Genomic DNA, 22,899 nt, shown 5'->3' with positions numbered 1-22,899 from the left:
TCAGCCGCCCTATCCGAAGAAGTTACGGACGTGCTCCAGGCCCGCGACCAGGGCGTCGACCTCGGCCGGAGTGGAGTACAGATAGAACGACGCTCGCGTGGTCGCGGGAATTCCGTACCGGAGGCACACCGGGCGGGCGCAGTGGTGACCGACCCGGACGGCGATGCCCTCCTCGTCGAGGACCTGGCCCACGTCGTGCGGGTGGATGTCCCCGAGCGTGAACGAGATCGCCGCGCCGCGGTCCTCGGCCGTGGTGGGGCCGATGATCCGCAGGTCCGGCACCTCCTGGAGGCGCTGGACGGCGTACTCGGTGATCGCGTGCTCGTGGCGCGCGATGTTCTCCATGCCGATCGCCGACAGGTAGTCCACGGCCGCGCCGAGGCCGACGGCCTGGGCGATCGGGGGCGTGCCCGCCTCGAACTTGTGCGGGGCCGGCGCGTAGGTGGAGGAGTGCATCGAGACGGTCTCGATCATCTCGCCGCCACCGAGGAACGGCGGCAGGTCCTCCAGGAGCTCCTGCCGTCCCCACAGCACGCCGATGCCGGTCGGACCGCACATCTTGTGGCCGGTGAAGGCCACGAAGTCGGCCTGCAGCGCCTGCACGTCGAGCACCATGTGCGGCGCGGCCTGGGAGGCGTCGATGCAGACGAGCGCACCGACCTCCTGGGCGCGGCGGATGATCGTCTCGACCGGGTTGATCGTGCCCAGCAGGTTCGAGACCAGCGTGAAGGAGACGATCTTGGTCTTCTCGGTGATGACCTCTTCGATGTTCGAGAGGTCGAGACGGCCGTCGTCGGTGAGGCCGAACCACTTCAGCTTCGCGCCGGTTCGCTGCGCGAGCAGCTGCCACGGCACGATGTTGGAGTGGTGCTCCATCTCCGTGATGGCGATCTCGGTCTCGTGGTCCACGCGGTAGGGCTCGTCGGCCCAGCCCAGCATGTTGGCCACGAGGTTGAGCGACTCGGAGGCGTTCTTGGTGAAGATCACCTCGTCGCGGCTCGGCGCGTTGATGAAGGCGGCGACCTTGTCGCGGGCACCCTCGTACAGCGCGGTGGCCTCCTCGGCGACCGTGTAGACGCCGCGGTGCACGTTCGCGTTGTGCCGCTCGTAGTACGCGTTGAGCGCGTCGAGGACCTGGCGCGGCTTCTGCGAGGTCGCCGCGGAGTCCAGGTACACGATCTTCTTGCCGTCGTGGACCAGACGATCCAGCAGCGGGAAGTCCTTGCGGATCGCCTCGGTGTCGAGGAGGCCGGTCAGCCCCTGATGGGCGGAAGTCACGCGGATGCGCCACCCTTCACGTACTTGTCGTAACCCTCGTTCTCCAGCTGGTCGGCGAGCTCGGCGCCGCCGGACTCGACGATGCGGCCGTTCGCGAAGACGTGCACGAAGTCGGGCTTGATGTAGCGGAGGATCCGCGTGTAGTGCGTGATCAGCAGGGTGCCGACCTCACCGGTCTCGCGGACGCGGTTGACGCCCTCGGAGACGATGCGCAGCGCGTCGACGTCGAGGCCGGAGTCGGTCTCGTCGAGGATCGCGATCTTCGGCTTGAGCAGCTCGAGCTGGAGGATCTCGTGGCGCTTCTTCTCACCGCCGGAGAAGCCCTCGTTGACGTTGCGCTCGGCGAAGGCCGGGTCCATCTGGAGCTGCTCCATGGCCTCCTTGACCTCCTTCACCCAGGTGCGCAGCTTGGGGGCCTCGCCGCGGACGGCGGTGGCGGAGGTGCGGAGGAAGTTGGAGACCGAGACGCCCGGGACCTCGACCGGGTACTGCATGGCCAGGAAGACACCGGCGCGGGCGCGCTCGTCGACCGACATCTCCAGGACGTCCTCACCGTCGAGGGTGACGGTGCCGCCGGTGATCGTGTACTTCGGGTGGCCGGCCAGCGAGTACGCCAGGGTCGACTTGCCGGAGCCGTTCGGGCCCATGACGGCGTGGGTCTCGCCCTGCTTGATGGTCAGGTCGACACCCTTGAGGATCTCACGCGGACCGTTCTCGGCCTCGACGGAGACGTGCAGGTCGTGGATTTCAAGCGTTGCCATGGGTGACTCAGGACTCCTGGGTGACGGAGACGAGCACATCGTCCCCTTCGATCTTTACGGGGTATACGGGGACGGGGCGCGTCGCGGGAAGGCCGGACGGCTTGCCGGTGCGGAGGTCGAAGCTGGAGCCGTGGAGCCAGCACTCGATGGCGCAGTCCTCGACCTCGCCCTCCGAGAGGGAGACGTTCGCGTGCGAGCAGATGTCGTTGATCGCGAACACCTCGCCGTCGGTGTGGACGACGGACACCGGCGTGCCGTCGACCTCGACCCGCTTGGGGGTGTCGGTCTCCAGCTCGCTCAGCGCGCAGACGCGGACGAAGGCCATCAGACGGACGCCTCCAGCTCGGCCTCGATCTTGGCGATGAGGCGCTCCTCGACGTCCGGCAGACCGATCTGCTGGACCAGCTCCGCGAAGAAGCCGCGGACGACGAGGCGGCGGGCCTCGGCGGCCGGGATGCCGCGCGACATCAGGTAGAAGAGCTGCTCGTCGTCGAAGCGGCCGGTGGCGGAGGCGTGGCCGGCGCCGGCGATCTCGCCGGTCTCGATCTCCAGGTTCGGCACCGAGTCGACCCGGGCACCGTCGGTGAGGACCAGGTTCCGGTTGAGCTCGTAGGTGTCGGTGCCCTCGGCCTTGGCCTCGATGAGGACGTCGCCGATCCACACGGCGTGCGCGCCTTCGCCCTGCAGCGCGCCCTTGTAGGCCACGTTGGACTTGCAGTGCGGGACGTTGTGGGTGACCAGGAGGCGGTGCTCCTGGTGCTGCCCGGCGTCGGTGAAGTACAGGCCGAAGAGCTCGGCCTCGCCGCCGGGGGCGGCGTAGGTGACGCGCGGGTGGATGCGGACCACGTCGCCGCCGAAGGTCACCACGACGGACTTGAAGGAGGCGTCGCGGCCGACCAGCGCGTTGTGCTGGGCGATGTGGACGGCCTTCTCGTCCCAGTCCTGGACGGAGACCACGGTGAGCTTGGCGCCGTCGCCGAGCACGTAGTCGACGTTGGCGGCGAGCACCGCGTCGCCGGTGTGGTCGATGACGACGACGGCCTCGGCGAAGGCGCCGAGCTCGATCACCTGGTGGCCGAAGGCGACGCCGCCCTCGCCGTGCACGGCGATGCGGATCGGCTCGGTGAGCACGACCTCCTTGGCGACGGTGACGACCGAGGCCTTCTCGAAGGAGGTGTACGCCTGGGCGGCGACCCGGTCGACCGGCGTGCCGGCCTTGCCGAGGCGCGCGTCGTCGCGGCCCACGGTCTCCACGGTGACGCCCTCGGGGGCCTCGACCTCGACACGGACACCCTCGCCGGTGGCGACGGCGGTGCCGTCGTGCAGGCCGCGGAGCCGCTCCAGCGGGGTGAAGCGCCACTCCTCCTCACGGCCGTGCGGCACCGGGAAGTCCGCGACGTCGAAGGACGGCGGGGCGCTCATGCGCGTGGCGACGGTGGACTCGGCGGCCACCGCGATCGAGCCGGCGGTGGTGGAGCCCGCCGGGATGTTCTGAGCCTCAGCCATGGCTGTCGTGTTGCTCTCTTCCTGCGTCAAAAAGGAATCAGTCGCTGCGTTCGGGGCGGGGGCGGCGATCAGCCGACCGCACCTTCCATCTGCAGCTCGATCAGCCGGTTCAGCTCCAGCGCGTACTCCATCGGCAGCTCCTTCGCGATGGGCTCGACGAAGCCGCGGACGATCATGGCCATCGCCTCGAACTCGGTGAGGCCACGGCTCATCAGGTAGAAGAGCTGGTCCTCGGAGACCTTGGAGACGGTGGCCTCGTGACCCATGGAGACGTCGTCCTCGCGGACGTCCACGTACGGGTACGTGTCCGAGCGGGAGATCGTGTCGACGAGCAGGGCGTCACAGAGCACGTTCGACTTGGCGCCCGGGGCACCCTCGCCGATCTCGATGAGACCGCGGTAGGAGGTGCGGCCGCCGCCTCGCGCCACCGACTTGGAGACGATGTTGGAGGAGGTGTTCGGGGCCATGTGGACCATCTTGGCGCCGGCGTCCTGGTGCTGGCCCTCGCCGGCGAAGGCGATGGAGAGGGTCTCGCCCTTGGCGTGCTCGCCCATCAGGTAGACGGCCGGGTACTTCATGGTGACCTTGGAGCCGATGTTGCCGTCGACCCACTCCATGGTGGCGCCCTCGTACGCGACGGCGCGCTTGGTCACCAGGTTGTAGACGTTGTTCGACCAGTTCTGGATCGTCGTGTAGCGGCAGCGGCCGCCCTTCTTCACGATGATCTCGACGACCGCGGAGTGCAGCGAGTCGGAGGAGTAGATCGGGGCGGTGCAGCCCTCGACGTAGTGGACGTAGGCGTCCTCGTCGACGATGATCAGCGTCCGCTCGAACTGGCCCATGTTCTCCGTGTTGATACGGAAGTAGGCCTGCAGCGGGATCTCGACGTGCACGCCCTTGGGGACGTAGATGAAGGATCCGCCGGACCACACGGCCGTGTTCAGGGAGGCGAACTTGTTGTCGCCGACCGGGATGACGGTGCCGAAGTACTCCTTGAAGAGCTCCTCGTGCTCCTTCAGCGCGGTGTCCGTGTCGACGAAGATGACGCCCTGCTCCTCCAGGTCCTCGCGGATCTGGTGGTAGACGACCTCGGACTCGTACTGGGCCGCGACACCGGCGACGAGGCGCTGCTTCTCCGCCTCCGGGATGCCGAGCTTGTCGTACGTGTTCTTGATGTCCTCCGGCAGGTCCTCCCAGGACTCGGCCTGCTTCTCGGTGGACCGCACGAAGTACTTGATGTTGTCGAAGTCGATGCCGGACAGGTCGGAGCCCCAGGTCGGCATGGGCTTCTTGCCGAAGAGCTTGAGGCCCTTGAGCCGCAGCTTCAGCATCCACTCGGGCTCGTTCTTCTTCGAGGAGATGTCGCGGACGACGTCCTCGGAGAGGCCTCGCTTGGCGGCGGAACCCGCCGCGTCCGAGTCGGCCCAGCCGTACTCGTACCGACCCAGGCCCTCGAGCTCGGGGTGGCTGATCTCGGTGGTCATGCGGGGTTCCTCCCGGCCGTGCTTGCAGATGCTGTGGATGGAGTGGTCTGTGGGGCGCCGTGCGGGATGAACGTCGTGCAGACGCCGTCACCATGCGCGATGGTGGCCAGGCGCTGGACGTGGGTCCCGAGGAGGCGGGAGAAGATCTCCGTCTCCGCTTCGCACAGCTGCGGGTACTGCTCGGCGACGTGGGCGACCGGGCAGTGGTGCTGGCAGAGCTGCTCGCCGACCGGCGCGTTGCGCGCAGTGGCAGCGTACCCGTCGGCGGTCAGCGCCTTGGCCAGAGCCTCGGTGCGCTGGTCCGGGTCGGCGGACTCGACGGCCTCGCGGTACGACTCGGCCTGCGCCTCGATCCGGTCGCGGGCGAAGGCGGCGACGGCCGCCTCTCCGCCGGCGTTGCGCTCGATCCAGCGCAGCGCCTCGACGGCCAGCGTGTCGTACGACTGGTCGAAGGCGTCCCGGCCGCAGTCGGTGAGCGCGAAGACCTTCGCCGGGCGGCCCCGGGTGCGGGCGCCGTAGACCCGCTTCTCGCGCGCTTCCACCACGTTGTCGGTGACCAGCGAGTCGAGGTGGCGGCGGACGGCGGCCTGGGTGAGGCCGAGCCGCTGCGCCAGGTCGGCGACGGTCGAGGGTCCGTGGTCCAGGATGGACCGCGCGACCCGGTTGCGCGTCGATCGCTCACCGGTCGCGAGTTCCTCCGAGGGAGCCTCACCGACGTTTTTCACAACGCCATTGTTGCGTAATTAATCGGGGACTGACAAGCGAGGTCCCGGCGGACGACGGTGCGGTACGTCACGCAGGTAAGGCTTACCTGACCTGCGGAAACGATCATACGTAGGACGAATGGCGCCCCCTCTGACCAGCGGTTTCCGGCTACTCGCCGCGACCCGCCGGTGCCACTGCGGTACGCCCCCGGGCCTCCACGGCACGGACGAAAGATTCCGCGTTGCGGACCGCCGCGCCGCCCGTGTCGTTGTTGAGGAACACGAAGACCTCGGCGCCGTCGCCCCAGGTCCCGGCCAACCGGTCCGCCCAGGTCAGCAGCGCCTGCCGGCCGTACGACGGGAAGGGTCGCGCGCGGCCCTCGTGCAGCCGCAGATACCCCCAGTCGGCCGTCCGCCACAGCGGGGTCACCGGGCGCGAACCCCGGTCGGCCCAGCACAGTGCGGCACCGTGGCCGGAAAGGACCCCTGCGATCCGCTCCGTCCACCACGAGTCGTGCCGCGGCTCGACCGCCACCCGCACCCCCGCCGGGAAGCAGCCGAGCGCCGCGTCCAGGAGCCCGGCGTCCGCCCGCAGCGTCGGCGGCAGCTGGAGCAACACGGGACCGAGCCGGTCGCCCAGCGCCTCAGCGCGCCCCAGCAGCCGTCCGACCGGTTCCTCGGGGTCCCGCAGACGCTTCACGTGGGTGAGGTAGCGGCTGGCCTTGACCGCCATGACGAAGCCCTCGGGCGTCCGCTCCCGCCAGGCGGCGAAGGTCGCGCGCTCCGGCAGCCGGTAGAAGGCGTTGTTGTTCTCCACCACGGGGAAGCTCCGCGCGTACTCCTCCAGCCACCGCCGCGCGGGCACGCCTTCCGGGTACAGGACGCCCCGCCAGTCCCGGTACTGCCAGCCGGACGTGCCGACGAAAACCGCCATACCGGGCGCATGCCCGCTCCGGCCGGATCCAGGCCCGTCCGGGGCCGCCCGCCGGGAGGTCCCGGCGGGTCCTTAGACTTCCCGGCATGCGAAACGAGTCCGGCGAGTCCGTGGTCCGGGTCCGGGGCCTGGTCAAGCGGTACGGAACCAAGACCGCCGTCGACGGCCTCGACCTCGATGTCCGCGAGGGCACCGTCACCGCCGTCCTCGGACCCAACGGGGCCGGCAAGACGACCACGATCGAGAGCTGCGAGGGGTACCGGAGGCCGGACGCCGGCACCGTACGCGTCCTCGGCCTCGACCCGGTAGCCGACGCCGCCGCCCTGCGGCCCCGGATCGGCGTGATGCTCCAGTCGGGCGGCGTCTACTCCGGCGCCCGCGCCGACGAGATGCTCCGCCACATGGCCCGACTCCACGCCCAGCCGCTGGACGTGGACGCCCTGATCGAGCGCCTCGGCCTCGGCTCCTGCGGCCGCACCACCTACCGGCGCCTCTCCGGCGGCCAGCAGCAGCGCCTCTCGCTCGCCATGGCGGTCGTCGGCCGGCCCGAGCTGGTCTTCCTGGACGAGCCGACCGCCGGACTCGACCCGCAGGCCCGTCGCGCCACCTGGGACCTGGTCCGCGAGCTGCGCGCCGACGGCGTGACGGTCGTCCTGACCACCCACTTCATGAACGAGGCGGAGGAGCTCGCCGACGACGTCGCCATCGTCGACGCCGGCCGGGTCGTCGCCCAGGGCAGCCCCGAGGAGCTGTGCCGCGGCGGCGCCGAGAACACCCTGCGCTTCACCGGACGCGCCGGACTCGACATCGGCTCGCTGCTCAAGGCGCTGCCCGACGGCAGTTCCGCCGCCGAGCCGCTGCCCGGCAGCTACCGGATCACCGGCGAGGTCGGCCCCCAGCTGCTCGCCACCGTGACCAGCTGGTGCGCCCAGCACGGCGTGATGCCCGACCGGATCTCCGTCGAGCGTCACACCCTCGAAGACGTCTTCCTCGAACTGACCGGCAAGGAGCTGCGCGGATGAGCACGGGTACGTACGCGCCGAGGCCCGGGGCCGCGCCGGTCGGGCGGATGATCGCCGCGCAGGCGGCCCTGGAGACCCGGATGCTGCTGCGCAACGGCGAGCAGCTGCTCCTCACGGTGATCATCCCCTCCCTCCTGCTCGTGCTCTTCTCGACGGTGGACATCGTCGACACCGGCACCGGCAAGGCCGTCGACTTCCTCGCCCCGGGCGTCCTCGCCCTCGCCGTGATGTCCACCGCCTTCACCGGGCAGGCCATCGCCACCGGCTTCGAGCGGCGCTACGGGGTGCTCAAGCGGCTCGCCGCCTCGCCGCTGCCGCGCTGGGCGCTGATGAGCGCCAAGACGCTGGCGGTGCTCGTCACGGAGGTGCTCCAGGTGGCGCTCCTGACCGTGATCGCCCTGGCCCTCGGCTGGTCGCCGCACGGCAACCCGCTCTCGGTGTTCGTGCTGCTCGTCCTCGGCACCGCGGCCTTCTCCGGGCTGGGGCTGCTGATGGCCGGCACCCTCAAGGCGGAGGCGACGCTCGCCGCCGCGAACCTGGTCTTCCTGCTGCTGCTCGTCGGCGGCGGCGTGATGGTGCCGCTGGAGAAGTTCGGTGCCGCGGGGGACGTGCTCGCGTTCCTGCCGATCTCCGCGCTCTCCGACGGGCTGCGGGACGTGCTGCAGCAGGGCGCCGCGATGCCGTGGGGCGACGCGCTCATCCTCGCCGTCTGGGCGGTGCTCGGTCTCGGCGCGGCGGCGCGCTTCTTCCGCTGGGAGTGACGCCGGGAGTAGCGGACCGGTGACGTTTCGGGGTGACTCGCCCCGTAAGCACCCCCTCGTGAAAGCGTGCACAAGGCCCCGCCTACGATGTGGACCGTGCAGACCCCCCTCGCCTTCATCGCCCAGCGCTGGACCCCCTCCCCCCGGGTCCTCCGGCGCGCCGCGCTCTCCGCCGTCGTGATGAGCGTCGTCATCATCGTCACCGGCGGCGCGGTCCGGCTGACCGGCTCCGGTCTCGGCTGCGACACCTGGCCCAAGTGCACGGACGACAGCCTCATCGTCACCGCCGAGCAGGGCTTCCACGGCCTCGTCGAGTTCGGCAACCGGATGCTGACCTACGTCCTGTCGGCCGCCGTCGGCTGGGCGATCGTCGCCGCGCGCTCGGCCAAGCCCCGCCGCCGCTCGCTCACCCGGCTGGGCTGGGCGCAGTTCTGGCTGGTGATGAGCAACGCCGTCATCGGCGGCATCACCGTGTGGATGGGCCTCAACCCGTGGACCGTGGCCGGCCACTTCCTGGCCGCGAACGCGCTGCTCACGGTGGCCGTCGTCACCTGGCACCGCACCGCCGAGGGGGACACCGCCCCGAAGCCGCGGGTCCCGGGCCCGGTGCGCAAGCTGTCCTGGGCCATCACCGGCGTCTCCGCGCTGCTCATCGCGCTCGGCACCACGGTGACCGGCGCCGGCAAGCACGCGGGCGACAGCAGCGACGTGCCGCGCATGCCCTGGGACTGGACGAACGCCGCGCACATCCACGCCGTCGCGGCCTGGGTGGTCTGCGCCCTGGCCCTGGCGATGTGGCTGGTCCTGAGGGTGGTGGACGCTCCGGACGACACCCGGGCCCGCGCCCGCGACCTGCTGATCGTGCTGCTCGCGCAGGGTGTCATCGGCTACGTCCAGTACTTCACGGGCGTCCCGGAGCTGATGGTCGCCGCGCACATGCTCGGCTCCGCGCTCCTGTGGATCGCCGTGCTGCGCCTGGCCCTGAGCCTGCGCGAGCGCCCGCCGGTCACGGCGGACATCCCGGCCCAGCCGGACGCCGAGCTCGCCACGGCCTGAGCCGAGGCCGGTCCGGGGGCCGGCCAGGGCCGGGCCCCGGAGGAGGCGCGGACCGGCCGGCCGCTCGCCGCCCACGACGACCCGCCGGCAGGCCGGAAGGCCTACCCGAGGCGGTACACCCGCCGCGCGTTCCCCGCGGCGAGCAGGCCGGCGACCCGCTGGGCGTCCGGCCGGGACCAGGAGCCGTCGCCGACCCACTCGCCGAGCACACGGGCGAGCGCCCCGCGGAAGACGCTGGCGGCCACCACATGGAGCTCGGGCAGACCGCGGGCGCCGCTGGAGAAGAGCAGCTTGCCGAAGGGGGCCAGCTCCAGGAACTCCGCCAGCACCGCCGCCGCCCTGGCCCCGGTGCGGGCGACGACCGGGCCGAGGTCCGCGTAGACGTGCGGGAAGTGCCCGGCGAGCCGGGCGGCCTGGCGGTGGTAGGGATAGGCGTGCAGCAGCACCAGGTCGGCGCCGTGGCCGCCGGTGGCGACGGCGAAGCCGGCCAGCGTGCCCGGGTCCCGCTCCCCCACGTGCAGCTGGAGCGGACGGCCCGCCCCGACCGCGACCCACAGCAGATGGCGCAGCAGCACCGGGTCGTCCACCGCCTGGCCGGCCGTGCGCCGGGCCAGCCAGCGCCCCGCCGCGCCGCGCACCTCGCCGGGCCCGGGAGGCTCGGGGACGGCCGTGAGCCCGCCCCGTACGCCCGCCACCGAGGTGAAGGCGACGGCGCCCGCGGCGGCCCCGTGGACGGCCTCGGTGAGGCGGGCCAGGAAGGCGTCGACGGTGCCCGACGTGTCGGCGACCCGCTGGGCGAGGAGTTCGAGCCGGACGATCTCGTGCGCGGCGGCGCCGCCCGTGGCGGCGAGCTCGGCGGGCCCGGTCAGATCGCCGGGCGGCCCGGTGTCGACGAGATAGGTGCCGATGCCGGAGGCGCGCAGCAGGCGCCGCCCCGCTTCGAGGACGCCGAGTTCACGGCGCCGGGCGAGGTAGCGGGCGGGCGGGCAGTGCGGTTCGAGGCCGAGGAGCGGCGGACACCAGCGGCGTACGGCGAAGCCGGCCTGGGTGTCGAAGAAGGTCGTGCCGGCGGCGGGCGGGGCCTCGGCCGGGGCGAGACGGGTCTCAAAGGTGCCGAGGCCGAGCTCCGTACGGAGCACCCCGTGGCAGTACTGGTCCACCAGGCTCGGAGTGTCGATCATTCGGGGGGCTCCCACGTGAGGACGGGCTTGCACCGTTCCTAACGGGTGAGCCCCGCGTGAGGTTGTCGCCTCCGGAGCCCCGGCGGTATCAGGCGTTGGCCGGGCCGCCGAGCTGGATACCGGCCATCCGGGTCCACTCGTACGGGCCGGTGACGACCTTGGCGGCGAACTCGCCGTCGAACTCCTCGTGGAGCGTGAGACCGGCCTTCTCGGCGGCCGCTTCCGCGATCGCGTAGGTCGGGGCCACCAGGTCGCCCCAGCCGCCGTCCTCACCGACGAGGACGATGCGGGTGCCCGCCTGACCGATGTGGGCCAGCTGGCCCTCGGCGCCGCCGTGCTTCCCGGAGAAGGCCTTGATCTCCTTGGCGAGCTTGGCCGCCTTGCGCTCCGCCTGCTTCGTGTCTGCCATGGGAAAGAGCCTACTCGCGGGTAGATCGACTGGCGACGGCCGGGCCACGTGGCGTGGGCCACGCGCCCCGGCCGTCGGCAGGGTGGACGTCGTACGGGGGTCAGCGCAGGAAGGGGTCCACCGCGACCGCGACGAAGAGCAGCGAGACGTAGGTGATGGACCAGTGGAAGAGGCGCATCTCCTTGAGCTTCCCGCCCGTCACCTCGGCCTTGGCCCGGTTGAGCAGCCCGTGCGCCTCCCAGAGCCACCAGCCGCCGGTCAGCAGCGCCACCGCGGTGTAGAACCAGCCGGTGTAGCCCAGCGGGGTGAGCAGCAGCGAGACCGCCACCATGACCCAGCTGTAGAGCACGATCTGCTTGGCGACGACCTTGTTGGAGGCGAGCACCGGGAGCATGGGGACGCCCACCCGCGCGTAGTCCTCCTTCACCTTCATCGACAGCGGCCAGTAGTGCGGCGGCGTCCAGAAGAAGATGACGAGGAAGAGGATGACGGCGGCCCAGGACATCGAGTTCGTGACCGCGGACCAGCCGATGAGCACCGGCATGCAGCCGGCGATGCCGCCCCAGACGATGTTCTGGCTGGTGCGCCGCTTGAGGATCATCGTGTAGACGACCACGTAGAAGAGCAGCGCGCCGAGCGACAGCCAGGCGGACAGCCAGTTGACGAGCAGCCCGAACCACAGGGTGGAGACCACCGCGAGGGTGATGCCGAAGACCAGGCCCTCGCGCGGCGAGACCATGCCGGTCACCAGCGGGCGCTGGGACGTGCGGTCCATCAGGGCGTCGATGTCGCGGTCGATGTACATGTTCAGCGCGTTGGCGCCGCCCGCGGAGAGATAGCCGCCGAAGCAGGTGGCGAGCACCAGCCACAGGTCGGGCACGCCCTGTTCGGCGAGGAACATCACCGGAACGGTCGTGATGAGCAGCAGCTCGATGATCCGCGGCTTGGTCAGCGCCACGAATGCCTTGACGCGGGCCCCGAACGGCCTACGGCCCCCCGGGCTGGGAGTCAAGACGACCCCTGCGGGTCGGGACTCGACGGCCGTCACGCACACCCCTGACAGAGAATTTCCCAGCAAGCTCCCCGGATGAAGACGGGGTGAAGACTTGCGCGTACCACGCCACTGTAGACGTTGCCCATACGCCGATCTTCGCGGGGGTGGGGTCGTGTTGGCGGGGGTCACCCGAGGCGCGTCCCGAAGAGCGGACACCAGCCGCGGTCCCCTCGGGAGGCGAACTGCCACGCCCGGCGGCAGTCTTGCAGGGAGAGCGCTCATATGAGGGGCATGGACACGAAAAGAGGGGCGAATTCCAGGGGTAGGCTCGACATCGCCGGGACACCCTCAGTCACCGGCTCAAGACATGCGGAGAGGAGCCCTGACTCAGGGTGAGCACTAAGCCGACGACCACAGACCTCGAGTGGACCGAACTGGACCAGCGGGCCGTGGACACCGCCCGCATCCTGGCCGCCGACGCCGTTCAGAAGGTCGGAAACGGCCATCCCGGTACGGCCATGAGCCTCGCGCCCGCCGCGTACACCCTCTTCCAGAAGGTGATGCGGCACGACCCCGCCGACCCGGAGTGGGTGGGCCGCGACCGGTTCGTGCTCTCCGCCGGGCACTCGTCCCTGACCCTCTACACCCAGCTCTACCTGGGCGGCTTCGGTCTCGAGCTCGACGACCTGAAGTCCTTCCGCACCTGGGGCTCGAAGACTCCGGGCCACCCGGAGTACGGCCACACGGCGGGTGTCGAGACGACGACCGGTCCGCTCGGCCAGGGCGTCGCCAACGCGGTGGGCATGGCGATGGCCGCCCGCTTCGAGCGCGGCCTGTTCGACCCGGCGGCCGCGCAGGGCGCCTCTCCCTTCGACCACCACATCTACGTGATCGCCGGTGACGGCTGCCTCCAGGAGGGCATCTCCGCCGAGGCCTCCTCGCTCGCCGGACACCAGAAGCTCGGCAACCTGATCCTGCTGTGGGACGACAACCACATCTCGATCGAGGGCGACACCGAGACCGCCGTGTCCGAGGACACGATGAAGCGGTACGAGGCGTACGGCTGGCACGTCCAGCGCGTCGAGCCGCAGGCCAACGGCGACCTGGACCCGGCCGCCCTGTTCGCCGCGATCAAGGCCGCCGAGGCCGAGACCGAGCGCCCCTCCTTCATCGCGATGCGCTCGATCATCGCCTGGCCGGCCCCGAACGCCCAGAACACCGAGGCCGCGCACGGCTCGGCGCTCGGCGACGACGAGGTCGCGGCCACCAAGCGCGTGCTCGGCTTCGACCCGGAGCAGTCCTTCGAGGTCTCCGACGAGGTCATCGCGCACACCCGCGCCCTCGGCGACCGCGGCCGCGAGGCCCGCGCCGCGTGGGAGAAGTCGCTGGCCGAGTGGCGCACCGCCAACCCGGAGCGGGCGGCCGAGTTCGACCGCATCGAGGCCAACGAGCTGCCGGCCGGCTGGGCCGAGAAGCTCCCGGTCTTCGAGGCGGGCAAGAGCGTCGCGACCCGTGCCGCCTCCGGCAAGGTCCTGCAGGCGCTCGGCGCGGTGATCCCCGAGCTGTGGGGCGGCTCGGCCGACCTCGCCGGCTCGAACAACACCACGATCGACAAGACGTCCTCCTTCCTCCCGGAGGGCAACCCGCTGCCCGAGGCGGACCCGTACGGCCGGACGATCCACTTCGGCATCCGCGAGCACTCCATGGCCGCGGAGATGAACGGCATCGCCCTGCACGGCAACACCCGCGTCTACGGCGGCACCTTCCTGGTGTTCTCCGACTACATGCGCAACGCCGTGCGTCTGTCCGCGCTGATGCACCTGCCGGTGACGTACGTGTGGACGCACGACTCGATCGGTCTCGGCGAGGACGGCCCGACCCACCAGCCGGTGGAGCACCTGGCCTCCCTGCGCGCGATCCCCGGTCTGACGGTCGTCCGTCCGGCCGACGCCAACGAGACGGCGATCGCCTGGCGCGAGATCACCCGTCGCCACACGAAGGTGTTCGGCAAGGGCACCCCGATCGGCCTGGCGCTCACCCGTCAGGGTGTGCCGACCTACGCGCCGAACGAGGACACGGCCAAGGGCGGCTACGTGCTGTTCGACGCCGACGGCGACGCCCAGGTGGTCCTGATCGCCACCGGCTCCGAGGTGCACCTGGCCGTCGAGGCCCGGGAGCAGCTGCAGGCGGCCGGCGTCCCGACCCGTGTGGTCTCGATGCCGTCGGTGGAATGGTTCGAGGAGCAGGGGCAGGAGTACAAGGACTCCGTCCTGCCGCCTTCGGTCAAGGCGCGGGTCGCGGTCGAGGCCGGTATCGGCCTGACCTGGCACAAGTACGTCGGCGACGCCGGCCGGATCGTCTCGCTGGAGCACTTCGGTGCCTCGGCCGACGCCAAGGTCCTGTTCCGCGAGTTCGGATTCACGCCGGAGGCGATCGTGGCCGCCGCGCGGGAATCCCTCGACGCCGCCGCGCGCTGACGCACATACGTACGACTTAATGGAGATGCAACTCTCATGACAGACGCTCTCAAGCGCCTCTCCGACGAAGGCGTCGCGATCTGGCTGGACGATCTCTCGCGCAAGCGGATCACGTCCGGCAATCTGGCCGAGCTCATCGACCAGAGCCATGTGGTGGGTGTGACCACCAACCCGTCCATCTTCCAGAAGGCGATCTCCTCGGGTGACGGCTACGAGCAGCAGCTCGTCGACCTGGCCGCCCGCAAGGTGACCGTGGAAGAAGCCATCCGCATGATCACGACGGCTGACGTGAGGGACGCCGCCGACATCCTGCGCCCCGTCTTCGACGCGACGCAGGGCCAGGACGGCCGGGTCTCCATCGAGGTCGACCCCCGGCTCGCCCACGACACGACGGCCACCGTCGCCGAGGCCAAGCAGCTGGCCTGGCTGGTGGACCGCCCGAACACGCTGATCAAGATTCCGGCCACCAAGGCGGGTCTGCCGGCGATCACCGAGGTCATCGGCCTCGGCATCAGCGTCAACGTGACGCTGATCTTCTCCCTCGAGCGCTACCGCGCGGTGATGGACGCCTACCTGGCCGGTCTGGAGAAGGCCCGCGAGCGCGGCCTGGACCTGTCGAAGATCCACTCCGTCGCGTCCTTCTTCGTGTCCCGCGTGGACACCGAGATCGACAAGCGCCTGGACTCCATCGGCACCGACGAGGCCAAGGCCCTCAAGGGCAAGGCGGCCCTGGCCAACGCGCGACTGGCCTACCAGGCGTACGAGGAGGTCTTCGGCTCGGAGCGCTGGGCGGCCCTGGACAAGGCGCAGGCCAACAAGCAGCGTCCGCTGTGGGCCTCGACCGGCGTGAAGGACCCGGCCTACAAGGACACCCTGTACGTGGTGGACCTGGTCGCCCCGAACACCGTCAACACCATGCCGGAGGCGACCCTGGAGGCCACCGCCGACCACGGCGAGGTCTCCGGCGACACCATCCACGGCACGTACGACGAGTCGCGCTCGCTCCTCGACGACGTGGCCGCGCTGGGCGTGTCGTACGACGACGTCGTCCAGCTCCTGGAGGACGAGGGCGTCGACAAGTTCGAGGCGTCCTGGAACGACCTGCTGAAGTCGACCGAGGCGGAGCTCGCCCGCCGCGCACCCTCGGAGGGTTAGTCACCTTGAGCGCAGTCACCGGAGCCAACCCGCTCCGTGACGCCGCAGACCGACGGCTCCCGCGTATCGCGGGGCCGTCGGGTCTGGTGATCTTCGGTGTCACGGGCGATTTGTCCCGTAAGAAGCTGATGCCTGCCGTCTACGACCTCGCCAACCGGGGTCTGCTGCCGCCGGGCTTCTCGCTGATCGGATTCGCCCGCCGTGAGTGGCAGGACGAGGACTTCGCGCAGGAGGTCCACGACGCCGTCAAGCAGCACGCCCGCACCCCGTTCCGCGAGGAGGTGTGGCAGCAGCTGATCCAGGGGATGCGCTTCGTCCAGGGCGACTTCGACGACGACGACGCCTTCGAGCAGCTGAAGGCCACCATCGAGGAGCTGGACAAGGCGCAGGGCACGGGCGGCAACTTCGCGTTCTACCTCTCGGTGCCGCCGAAGTTCTTCCCGCTCGTCGTCCAGCAGCTCAAGAAGCACGGTCTGGCCGACCAGAAGAACGGCTCCTGGCGCCGTGCGGTCATCGAGAAGCCCTTCGGCCACAACCTCGCCTCCGCCAAGGAGCTCAACGAGGTCGTCCACGAGGTCTTCCCGCCCGAGGCGGTCTTCCGCATCGACCACTACCTCGGCAAGGAGACCGTCCAGAACATCCTGGCGCTCCGCTTCGCCAACACCCTCTTCGAGCCGATCTGGAACCGGTCGTACGTCGACCACGTGCAGATCACCATGGCCGAGGACATCGGCATCGGCGGCCGCGCCGGCTACTACGACGGCATCGGCGCCGCCCGTGACGTCATCCAGAACCACCTGCTCCAGCTGCTCGCGCTGACCGCGATGGAGGAGCCCGCCTCCTTCGGCGCCGACGCGCTCGCCGCGGAGAAGACCAAGGTGCTCGGCGCGGTGAAGCTGCCGAAGGACCTGGCGAAGTCCACCGTCCGCGGCCAGTACGCGGCCGGGTGGCAGGGCGGCGAGAAGGCCGTCGGCTACCTGCAGGAAGACGGCATCGACCCGCAGTCGAAGACCGACACCTTCGCGGCGATCAAGCTGGAGATCGACAACCGCCGCTGGGCTGGCGTCCCCTTCTACCTGCGCACCGGCAAGCGGCTGGGCCGTCGTGTCACCGAGATCGCCGTGGTCTTCCAGCGCGCCCCGCACTCCCCGTTCGACCACACCGCGACCGAGGAGCTCGGCCGCAACGCCATCGTCATCCGGGTCCAGCCGGACGAGGGCGTCACGGTGCGGTTCGGTTCGAAGGTGCCGGGTACGCAGATGGAGATCCGGGACGTCTCGATGGACTTCGCGTACGGCGAGTCCTTCACCGAGTCCAGCCCCGAGGCGTACGAGCGGCTCATCCTCGACGTCCTGCTCGGCGACTCCAACCTCTTCCCGCGTGTGGAGGAGGTCGAGCTGTCCTGGAAGATCCTCGACCCGATCGAGCAGTTCTGGGACAGCCACGGGAAGCCCGCGCAGTACGAGGCCGGGACCTGGGGTCCGGTCGAGGCGGACGAGATGCTCGCACGAGACGGCAGGAGCTGGCGCCGGCCATGAAGACCGACCTGACGGACACCACGTCCTCCAAGATCAACAAGGCGCTGGTGCTCGGGCGGCGGGCCATCGGCACCCCGGCCGTCGGCATGGTGCTCACCCTCGTCATCGTCACCGACGAGGAGAACGCCTACGACGCCCTCAAGGCGGCCAACGAGGCGTCCCGCGAGCACCCCTCGCGGACCCTCGTCGTCATCAAGCGGGTCTCGCGGACCCCGCGGGACCGCGCCAAGGCGCGGCTCGACGCCGAGGTCCGCCTCGGCGCCGACGCCAGCACCGGCGAGACGGTGGTGCTCCGGCTGTACGGCGAGGTCGTCGACCACGCCCAGTCGGTGGTCCTGCCGCTGCTGCTGCCGGACGCGCCGGTCGTCGTCTGGTGGCCGGTGAACGCGCCGACCGACCCGGCGAACGACCCGCTGGGCGCCCTCGCCCAGCGCCGTGTGACCGACACGTACGCCGCCGAGCAGCCCATCCAGGAGCTGACCGCGCGCGCGGACGCCTACACCCCGGGCGACACGGACCTGTCCTGGACCCGGATCACCCCGTGGCGGTCGATGCTGGCCGCCGCGCTCGACCAGGTCACCTGCGAGGTGACCTCGGCCGAGGTCGAGGGCGAGGAGTTCAACCCGAGCGTCGAGCTGCTGGCGATGTGGCTGGCCGACCGGCTCACCGTCCCGGTGCGGCGCTCCAAGTCGGCGGGTCCCGGTCTCACCTCCGTACGGATGGAGACCAACACCGGTCCGATCGTGCTCGACCGGCCGGACGGCTCGCTCGCGACGCTCTCGATCATGGGACAGCCGGACCGTGCCGTGGCGCTCAAGCGCCGGGACACGGCCGAGCTGATCGCGGAGGAACTGCGCCGGCTCGACCCGGACGACACCTACGCCTCGGCGCTGCGCTTCGGCCTGGAGCGGCTCGACGAGGAGGCGGCCACCACCGCTCCCGCGGCGCCCGCGCCGGAGGCCGGGGACGTCGTCGCGGCCGAGGAGGTCACCGAGGCCGAGGAGGCTCCGAAGCGAGCCGCCAAGAAGGCCCCGGCCAAGAAGGCGGCGACCAAGTGAGCACCCCTCAGCTGGTCGTCCACCGCGACAAGGAGCTGATGGCCGAGGCCGCCGCGGCCCGGCTGATCACCAAGATCGTGGACGCCCAGGCCGCCCGCGGCTCCGCCTCGATCGTGCTCACCGGCGGGCGCAACGGCAACGGGCTGCTCGCGGCCCTGCGCGCGGCGCCCGCCCTGGACGCCATCGACTGGACGCGGCTCGACCTGTGGTGGGGCGACGAGCGCTATCTGCCGGCCGGAGACCCGGAGCGCAATGTCACCCAGGCCCGCGAGGCGCTGCTCGACAGCGTCCCGCTGGACCCGGCACGGGTGCACGCGATGCCGGCCTCGGACGGTCCCTACGGTTCGGACGTCGACGCCGCCGCCGCGGCCTACGCGGCCGAGCTCGCCGCGGCGGCCGGTCCCGGCGACCACGGCGGGGTGCCGACCTTCGACGTGCTGATGCTGGGCGTCGGCCCGGACACGCACGTGGCCTCGCTCTTCCCGGAGCTGCCGGCGGTCCGCGAGACCGAGCTGACGGTGGTGGGCGTGCACGGCGCGCCGAAGCCTCCGCCGACCCGCATCTCGCTGACCCTGCCGACGATCCGCGCCGCCAAGGAGGTCTGGCTGCTCGCGGCCGGGGAGGACAAGGCGAAGGCCGCGGCCATCGCGCTGTCCGGTGCCGGCGAGGTGCAGGCCCCCGCGGCGGGTGCCTACGGGCGTTCGCGCACGCTGTGGCTGCTCGACGCGGCGGCCGCGTCGGAACTGCCGCGGAGCCTGTACCCGCCGGCCTCGGCCTGAGTCACGGGGCACGTCACGGCGGCCCGGTTCCCCTCCCCCGGACTTCGTCCGGAGGGTCCCCCGGGGACCGGGCCTCCGGCGTTTCCAGGAAGGGTGCGAGGAGGTCGGGGACGGCCTCGGCGGCGAAGACCAGGCCCTGGCTCTCGCCGGCGTCGTGGACGTCGTACGCGCCCTCCCCGGCGGCCGTCGTCGCGCTGAGCGTGAGCACCCCGGCGCGTCGCTGGAACCAGGACTGCCTGACGGTCCATCCGATGACCCCGGTGCGCCGGAGGGCGACGGTGGAGCGCCGGACGGTACCCGAACGGGTCACCAGGTAGGCGCCGCTGATGCCGTGTCCGAGGTTGCGGTAGGCGTCGCGGGCGAGCAGCAGGGCGAGCGGGGTGAGGACCGCGCCGACGCCGGCCGCGACGTACAGCAGCACCGGGGTGAGCCGGAGCCCGAGCACGGCGAGGAGCACCGGCGGACCGAGCCCGGCCCACAGTGCCCGGCGCACCCGGCGGGCGCGGGCGGCACGCGGATGGGCGGCGAGCGGTGCCCCGAGGGGCGGTTCGGCCTCGCGGAGCACCTGCGCGGCGACCCGCTCGGCGACGGCCCGGGGCGCGGGCGGCAGCAGGTTCTTGAGGTCGCCGTGCCGGTCGTCGTCGTCCTGGGCGAGACCGGTGGCCACGGCGTCGACGCGGGCGGCGTGGAAGAGGCGTACGCCGAGGGGCTCGACGAGCTCGACGCCGCGCAGACGCCGTTCCTCCAGGGAGACGGAGCGTGCGGTGAGCAGGCCGCGCCGGACCCGGAGCGTGCCGCCGGGTTCGCGTTCCAGGCGGTAGTTCCACCACATCTCGATCCACAGCCCGAGGGCGCCGATCACCCCGGCGACGGTGGCGAGCAGTGCCAGGTCGACGATCATCCACGGCAGGGACACGTCCTCGAAGCGGTCGCCTATCCAGTGGATGACCTCCTCCTGCGCGCCGAACCAGTCGCTCACCTGCATGACGGCCCCGGCCGCGGCCCCGCCGAGCAGCGGGGCGACGAAGGACACCGGTGCGTAGCGGATCCAGCGCGGGTCGAGGCCGGCGAGGAGCCCGTCGTACGTGGGGTCGGTCACCGCTCCGGCGGCGCGGGCGAGCAGGGTGCGGCGGAGGTGCTCGCCCTCGGCCCGGGTGACCAGGTCGAGTTCGAGGGTGGACTCGCCGTCGGTGTGCTCGCCGGTGCCGATCCGTACCTTGACCAGGCCGAGGAGGCGTTCCAGCGGGTTGGCGGTGAGGTCGACGCTGCGGATGCGTTCGCGGGCCAGGGAGCGCCGTTTGACCACGAGCAGCCCGGTGTGGAGGTCGACCCGGTCCGGGCCCACGCGGTAGCGGGTGCGGCGCAGCCGGACCAGGTCGGCGGCGCTGCCGCCACCGACGATCAAGACGGCCCCGGCGAGGACCCAGGTCGCGGCCTGCCACAGGGGCCGGGAGCCGGAGGAGAGGCTGAGGAAGGCGGGGAGCGCGGCGCCGCCGGCGACGCCGCACAGGACGGCGACGCCGGCGAGCAGGGTGCGCGGGGCGAGCCGCCGCCAGTCCTCCTCGGGCCCGGCGGTGCTCATGTCGCGTCCCCGGGGGTGGCCCGGGTGATCGCGGTGAGCCGTTCCGCGAGTTCGGCGGCGAGCTCGTGGTCCAGGCCCTCGATGCGGATCGCGCCCCGGGAGGAGGCCGTGGTCACCGTGACGGTGGCGAGCCGGAAGGCCTGTTCCAGCGGACCGCGCACGGTGTCGACGGTCTGGATCCGGGACATGGGGGCGATCCGCCACTCCTGCCGCAGCGCGCCGGTGCGGACGTACACGGCGTCGTCCGTGACCTCCCAGCGGTGCACCCGGAACCACCAGACGGGGAGGAACGCGGTCGCGGCGAGCCCGAGCAGCGCCACCGCGGCGGCGGCGCCCAGGAGCCAGGCCCTGGCCGGCCCGATGAAGGCGCCGAGCACCGCCAGGACGCCCGCCGGGACGGCGGTGGCGACGAGCAGCTGCACCCGCCACCAGCCGACGGCCCGCCGGTCGAGGGCGTTCCTGGGCGGGCGCAGCCGGACCGCGTTCTCCCCCGTCACCCCCTCAGGCCCTTCGGTTCCGGCCGCGCAGCGAGCGGTAGACGTCGACGAGCCCCGCGGTCGAGGAGTCGAGCTGCTCGGCCCCCCGGCCCTCGGTCAGCACCGGCTCGATCTTCTTGGCGAGGACCTTGCCGAGCTCGACGCCCCACTGGTCGAAGGAGTCGATGTTCCAGACCGCGCCCTGGACGAAGACCTTGTGCTCGTAGAGCGCGATGAGCTGGCCGAGGACGGAGGGCGTGAGCGCGTCGGCCAGGATCGTGGTGGTGGGGTGGTTGCCCTGGAAGGTCTTGTGCGGGACGAGCTCCTCCGGGACCCCCTCGGCGCGGACCTCGTCGGGCGTCTTGCCGAAGGCGAGGGCCTGGGTCTGGGCGAAGAAGTTGGCCATGAGCAGGTCGTGCTGGGCGACCAGACCGGGCTGCAGGTCGGCGACGGGCTTGGCGAAGCCGATGAAGTCGGCCGGGATGACCTTGGTGCCCTGGTGGATCAACTGGTAGTAGGCGTGCTGGCCGTTGGTGCCGGGGGTGCCCCAGACGACCGGTCCGGTCTGCCAGTCGACCGGCTGTCCGTCGCGGGTGACGGACTTGCCGTTGGACTCCATGTCGAGCTGCTGGAGGTACGCGGTGAACTTCGACAGGTAGTGCGAGTACGGCAGGACCGCGTGGGACTGGGCGTCGAAGAAGGCGCCGTACCAGATGCCGAGGAGGCCGAGCAGCAGCGGCGCGTTCTCCTCGGGGGCTGCCGTGCGGAAGTGCTCGTCGACGAGGTGGAAGCCGTCGAGCATCTCGCGGAAGGCGGCCGGCCCGACGGCGATCATCAGGGACAGTCCGATGGCGGAGTCGACGGAGTAGCGGCCGCCGACCCAGTCCCAGAACTCGAACATGTTCGCCGTGTCGATGCCGAAGTCCTCGACCTTCTCGGCGTTGGTCGAGAGGGCCACGAAGTGCTTGGCGACGGCCTCCTGACCGGCCCGCAGCTCGGTGAGGAGCCAGTTGCGGGCGGAGGTGGCGTTGGTGATCGTCTCGATGGTGGTGAAGGTCTTCGAGGCGACGATGAAGAGGGTCTCGGCGGCGTCGAGGTCACGGACGGCCTCGTGCAGGTCGGCGCCGTCGACGTTGGAGACGAAACGGACCGTCAGGTCGCGCCGGGTGAAGGAGCGCAGGGCCTCGTAGGCCATCGCGGGGCCGAGATCCGAGCCGCCGATACCGATGTTGACGATGTTCTTGATGGGCTTGCCGGTGTGCCCGGTCCACTCGCCGGCCCGGACCTTGTCGGCGAAGCCGGCCATCTTGTCGAGGACGGCGTGCACCTCGGGGACGACGTCGACCCCGTCCACCTCGACGACCGTGCCGCTCGGGGCGCGCAGCGCGGTGTGCAGCACCGCGCGGTGCTCGGTGTTGTTGATCTTCTCGCCGCGGAACATGGCGTCGCGCAGCTCGGCGACGCCGGTGGCGGCCGCGAGTTCGCGCAGCAGCGCCAGGGTCTCGTCCGTCACCAGGTGCTTGGAGTAGTCCAGATACAGGTCACCGACGCGCAGCGTGTATCCGGTGCCGCGCTGCGCGTCGGCGGCGAACAGCTCGCGCAGGTGGGTGTCGCCCAGCTGCTCGCGGTGCTTGCCGAGGGCCGCCCACTCGGGCAGCTGGTTGAGCCTGGTACGTCCCGCGTTCGTCATCTCGACTTCGCCCATTTCTTCGTGTTGCTCCGTGTCCTGCGTAGGTGCCCCGCT

The 22,899-nt window shown here is 71.2% G+C and carries 21 protein-coding genes; 8 read left to right on the top strand and 13 right to left on the bottom strand.

Features of this window, described 5'->3' with window-relative positions; translation table 11 throughout:
- Window positions 1-9 precede the first annotated feature (9 nt).
- The 7 genes from ACIRQF_RS25575 to ACIRQF_RS25545 form a co-directional block, all read right to left on the bottom strand.
- Entirely contained in the window at window positions 10-1,278 is a 1,269-nt protein-coding gene (locus tag ACIRQF_RS25575; protein WP_376629725.1) for a cysteine desulfurase, read from the bottom strand.
- The gene (sufC, locus tag ACIRQF_RS25570) at window positions 1,275-2,039 is read right to left on the bottom strand and encodes a Fe-S cluster assembly ATPase SufC (RefSeq protein ID WP_376629723.1); all 765 of its coding nucleotides are present in this window, start codon (window positions 2,037-2,039) and stop codon (window positions 1,275-1,277) included. The genes ACIRQF_RS25575 and sufC overlap by 4 nt, the downstream gene beginning before the upstream one ends.
- 7 nt (window positions 2,040-2,046) lie before the next feature.
- On the bottom strand, window positions 2,047-2,364 hold the full coding sequence (locus ACIRQF_RS25565) for a bifunctional 3-phenylpropionate/cinnamic acid dioxygenase ferredoxin subunit (RefSeq protein WP_376629721.1): 318 nt from the start codon (window positions 2,362-2,364) through the stop codon (window positions 2,047-2,049).
- Complete coding sequence (sufD, locus tag ACIRQF_RS25560; protein ID WP_376629719.1) at window positions 2,364-3,545, bottom strand: Fe-S cluster assembly protein SufD; 1,182 nt, start codon at window positions 3,543-3,545, stop codon at window positions 2,364-2,366. Before sufD ends, ACIRQF_RS25565 begins: the two co-directional genes overlap by 1 nt.
- A 68-nt stretch (window positions 3,546-3,613) precedes the next feature.
- Window positions 3,614-5,029, bottom strand: coding sequence for a Fe-S cluster assembly protein SufB (gene sufB, locus ACIRQF_RS25555; RefSeq protein ID WP_365341525.1), 1,416 nt, complete (start codon window positions 5,027-5,029; stop codon window positions 3,614-3,616).
- Window positions 5,026-5,754: a helix-turn-helix transcriptional regulator gene (locus tag ACIRQF_RS25550; protein WP_382480703.1), complete on the bottom strand. Its 729-nt coding sequence runs from the start codon at window positions 5,752-5,754 to the stop codon at window positions 5,026-5,028. The genes sufB and ACIRQF_RS25550 overlap by 4 nt, the downstream gene beginning before the upstream one ends.
- Before the next feature lie 148 nt (window positions 5,755-5,902).
- The gene (locus ACIRQF_RS25545; protein WP_382480705.1) at window positions 5,903-6,667 is read right to left on the bottom strand and encodes a DUF72 domain-containing protein; all 765 of its coding nucleotides are present in this window, start codon (window positions 6,665-6,667) and stop codon (window positions 5,903-5,905) included.
- Between the two features lie 86 nt (window positions 6,668-6,753).
- Here ACIRQF_RS25545 and ACIRQF_RS25540 point away from each other — a divergent pair, with 86 nt between their 5' ends.
- The 3 genes from ACIRQF_RS25540 (at window position 6,754) to ACIRQF_RS25530 (ending at window position 9,506) form a co-directional block, all read left to right on the top strand.
- Window positions 6,754-7,689: an ABC transporter ATP-binding protein gene (locus tag ACIRQF_RS25540; protein ID WP_382480707.1), complete on the top strand. Its 936-nt coding sequence runs from the start codon at window positions 6,754-6,756 to the stop codon at window positions 7,687-7,689.
- Window positions 7,686-8,450 carry an ABC transporter permease gene (locus ACIRQF_RS25535; protein ID WP_382480710.1) on the top strand — a complete coding sequence of 255 codons (765 nt, stop codon included), beginning with the start codon at window positions 7,686-7,688 and terminating at the stop codon, window positions 8,448-8,450. The genes ACIRQF_RS25540 and ACIRQF_RS25535 overlap by 4 nt, the downstream gene beginning before the upstream one ends.
- Before the next feature lie 87 nt (window positions 8,451-8,537).
- Entirely contained in the window at window positions 8,538-9,506 is a 969-nt protein-coding gene (locus ACIRQF_RS25530; RefSeq protein ID WP_404095297.1) for a heme A synthase, read from the top strand.
- Between the two features lie 101 nt (window positions 9,507-9,607).
- Here ACIRQF_RS25530 and ACIRQF_RS25525 read toward each other — a convergent pair whose 3' ends face one another.
- From ACIRQF_RS25525 to ACIRQF_RS25515, 3 genes are all read right to left on the bottom strand, one after another.
- Entirely contained in the window at window positions 9,608-10,687 is a 1,080-nt protein-coding gene (locus tag ACIRQF_RS25525) for an amidohydrolase (RefSeq protein ID WP_404095294.1), read from the bottom strand.
- Between the two features lie 88 nt (window positions 10,688-10,775).
- Complete coding sequence (locus tag ACIRQF_RS25520; protein ID WP_376629706.1) at window positions 10,776-11,096, bottom strand: hypothetical protein; 321 nt, start codon at window positions 11,094-11,096, stop codon at window positions 10,776-10,778.
- A gap of 100 nt (window positions 11,097-11,196) precedes the next feature.
- A complete protein-coding gene (locus tag ACIRQF_RS25515; protein ID WP_376629704.1) occupies window positions 11,197-12,150 on the bottom strand; it encodes a heme o synthase in 954 nt (317 codons plus the stop codon).
- Between the two features lie 332 nt (window positions 12,151-12,482).
- On the opposite strand from ACIRQF_RS25515, the gene tkt reads away from it, so the two are divergent.
- The 5 genes from tkt to pgl are packed head-to-tail and all read left to right on the top strand — an operon-like array spanning window position 12,483 to window position 19,097.
- On the top strand, window positions 12,483-14,567 hold the full coding sequence (gene tkt, locus ACIRQF_RS25510; RefSeq protein WP_376629702.1) for a transketolase: 2,085 nt from the start codon (window positions 12,483-12,485) through the stop codon (window positions 14,565-14,567).
- Between the two features lie 36 nt (window positions 14,568-14,603).
- Window positions 14,604-15,722, top strand: a complete 1,119-nt coding sequence (gene tal, locus ACIRQF_RS25505) for a transaldolase (protein WP_382480716.1) — start codon at window positions 14,604-14,606, stop codon at window positions 15,720-15,722.
- A gap of 5 nt (window positions 15,723-15,727) precedes the next feature.
- Window positions 15,728-17,260 (top strand): glucose-6-phosphate dehydrogenase, encoded by a 1,533-nt coding sequence (zwf, locus tag ACIRQF_RS25500; RefSeq protein WP_389754438.1) that lies wholly within the window; start codon window positions 15,728-15,730, stop codon window positions 17,258-17,260.
- Complete coding sequence (gene opcA / locus ACIRQF_RS25495) at window positions 17,257-18,318, top strand: glucose-6-phosphate dehydrogenase assembly protein OpcA (RefSeq protein ID WP_404095290.1); 1,062 nt, start codon at window positions 17,257-17,259, stop codon at window positions 18,316-18,318. Before zwf ends, opcA begins: the two co-directional genes overlap by 4 nt.
- On the top strand, window positions 18,315-19,097 hold the full coding sequence (pgl, locus tag ACIRQF_RS25490) for a 6-phosphogluconolactonase (protein ID WP_404095287.1): 783 nt from the start codon (window positions 18,315-18,317) through the stop codon (window positions 19,095-19,097). Before opcA ends, pgl begins: the two co-directional genes overlap by 4 nt.
- Before the next feature lie 13 nt (window positions 19,098-19,110).
- Here pgl and ACIRQF_RS25485 read toward each other — a convergent pair whose 3' ends face one another.
- From ACIRQF_RS25485 to pgi, 3 genes are read right to left on the bottom strand one after another with little or no spacing between them, the layout of a single operon-like run.
- On the bottom strand, window positions 19,111-20,679 hold the full coding sequence (locus ACIRQF_RS25485; protein WP_404095285.1) for a PH domain-containing protein: 1,569 nt from the start codon (window positions 20,677-20,679) through the stop codon (window positions 19,111-19,113).
- A complete protein-coding gene (locus tag ACIRQF_RS25480; protein WP_376629691.1) occupies window positions 20,676-21,176 on the bottom strand; it encodes a PH domain-containing protein in 501 nt (166 codons plus the stop codon). The genes ACIRQF_RS25485 and ACIRQF_RS25480 overlap by 4 nt, the downstream gene beginning before the upstream one ends.
- 4 nt (window positions 21,177-21,180) lie before the next feature.
- Window positions 21,181-22,845: a glucose-6-phosphate isomerase gene (gene pgi, locus ACIRQF_RS25475; protein WP_404095494.1), complete on the bottom strand. Its 1,665-nt coding sequence runs from the start codon at window positions 22,843-22,845 to the stop codon at window positions 21,181-21,183.
- Between the last annotated feature and the right edge of the window lie 54 nt (window positions 22,846-22,899).

The sequence above is a fragment of the Streptomyces sp. NPDC101191 genome (assembly GCF_044767915.1).
Lineage (GTDB): Bacteria > Actinomycetota > Actinomycetes > Streptomycetales > Streptomycetaceae > Streptomyces.
The sequence above is the reverse complement of the archived record's forward strand: the minus strand, read 5'-3'. Positions and strand labels throughout refer to the sequence as shown.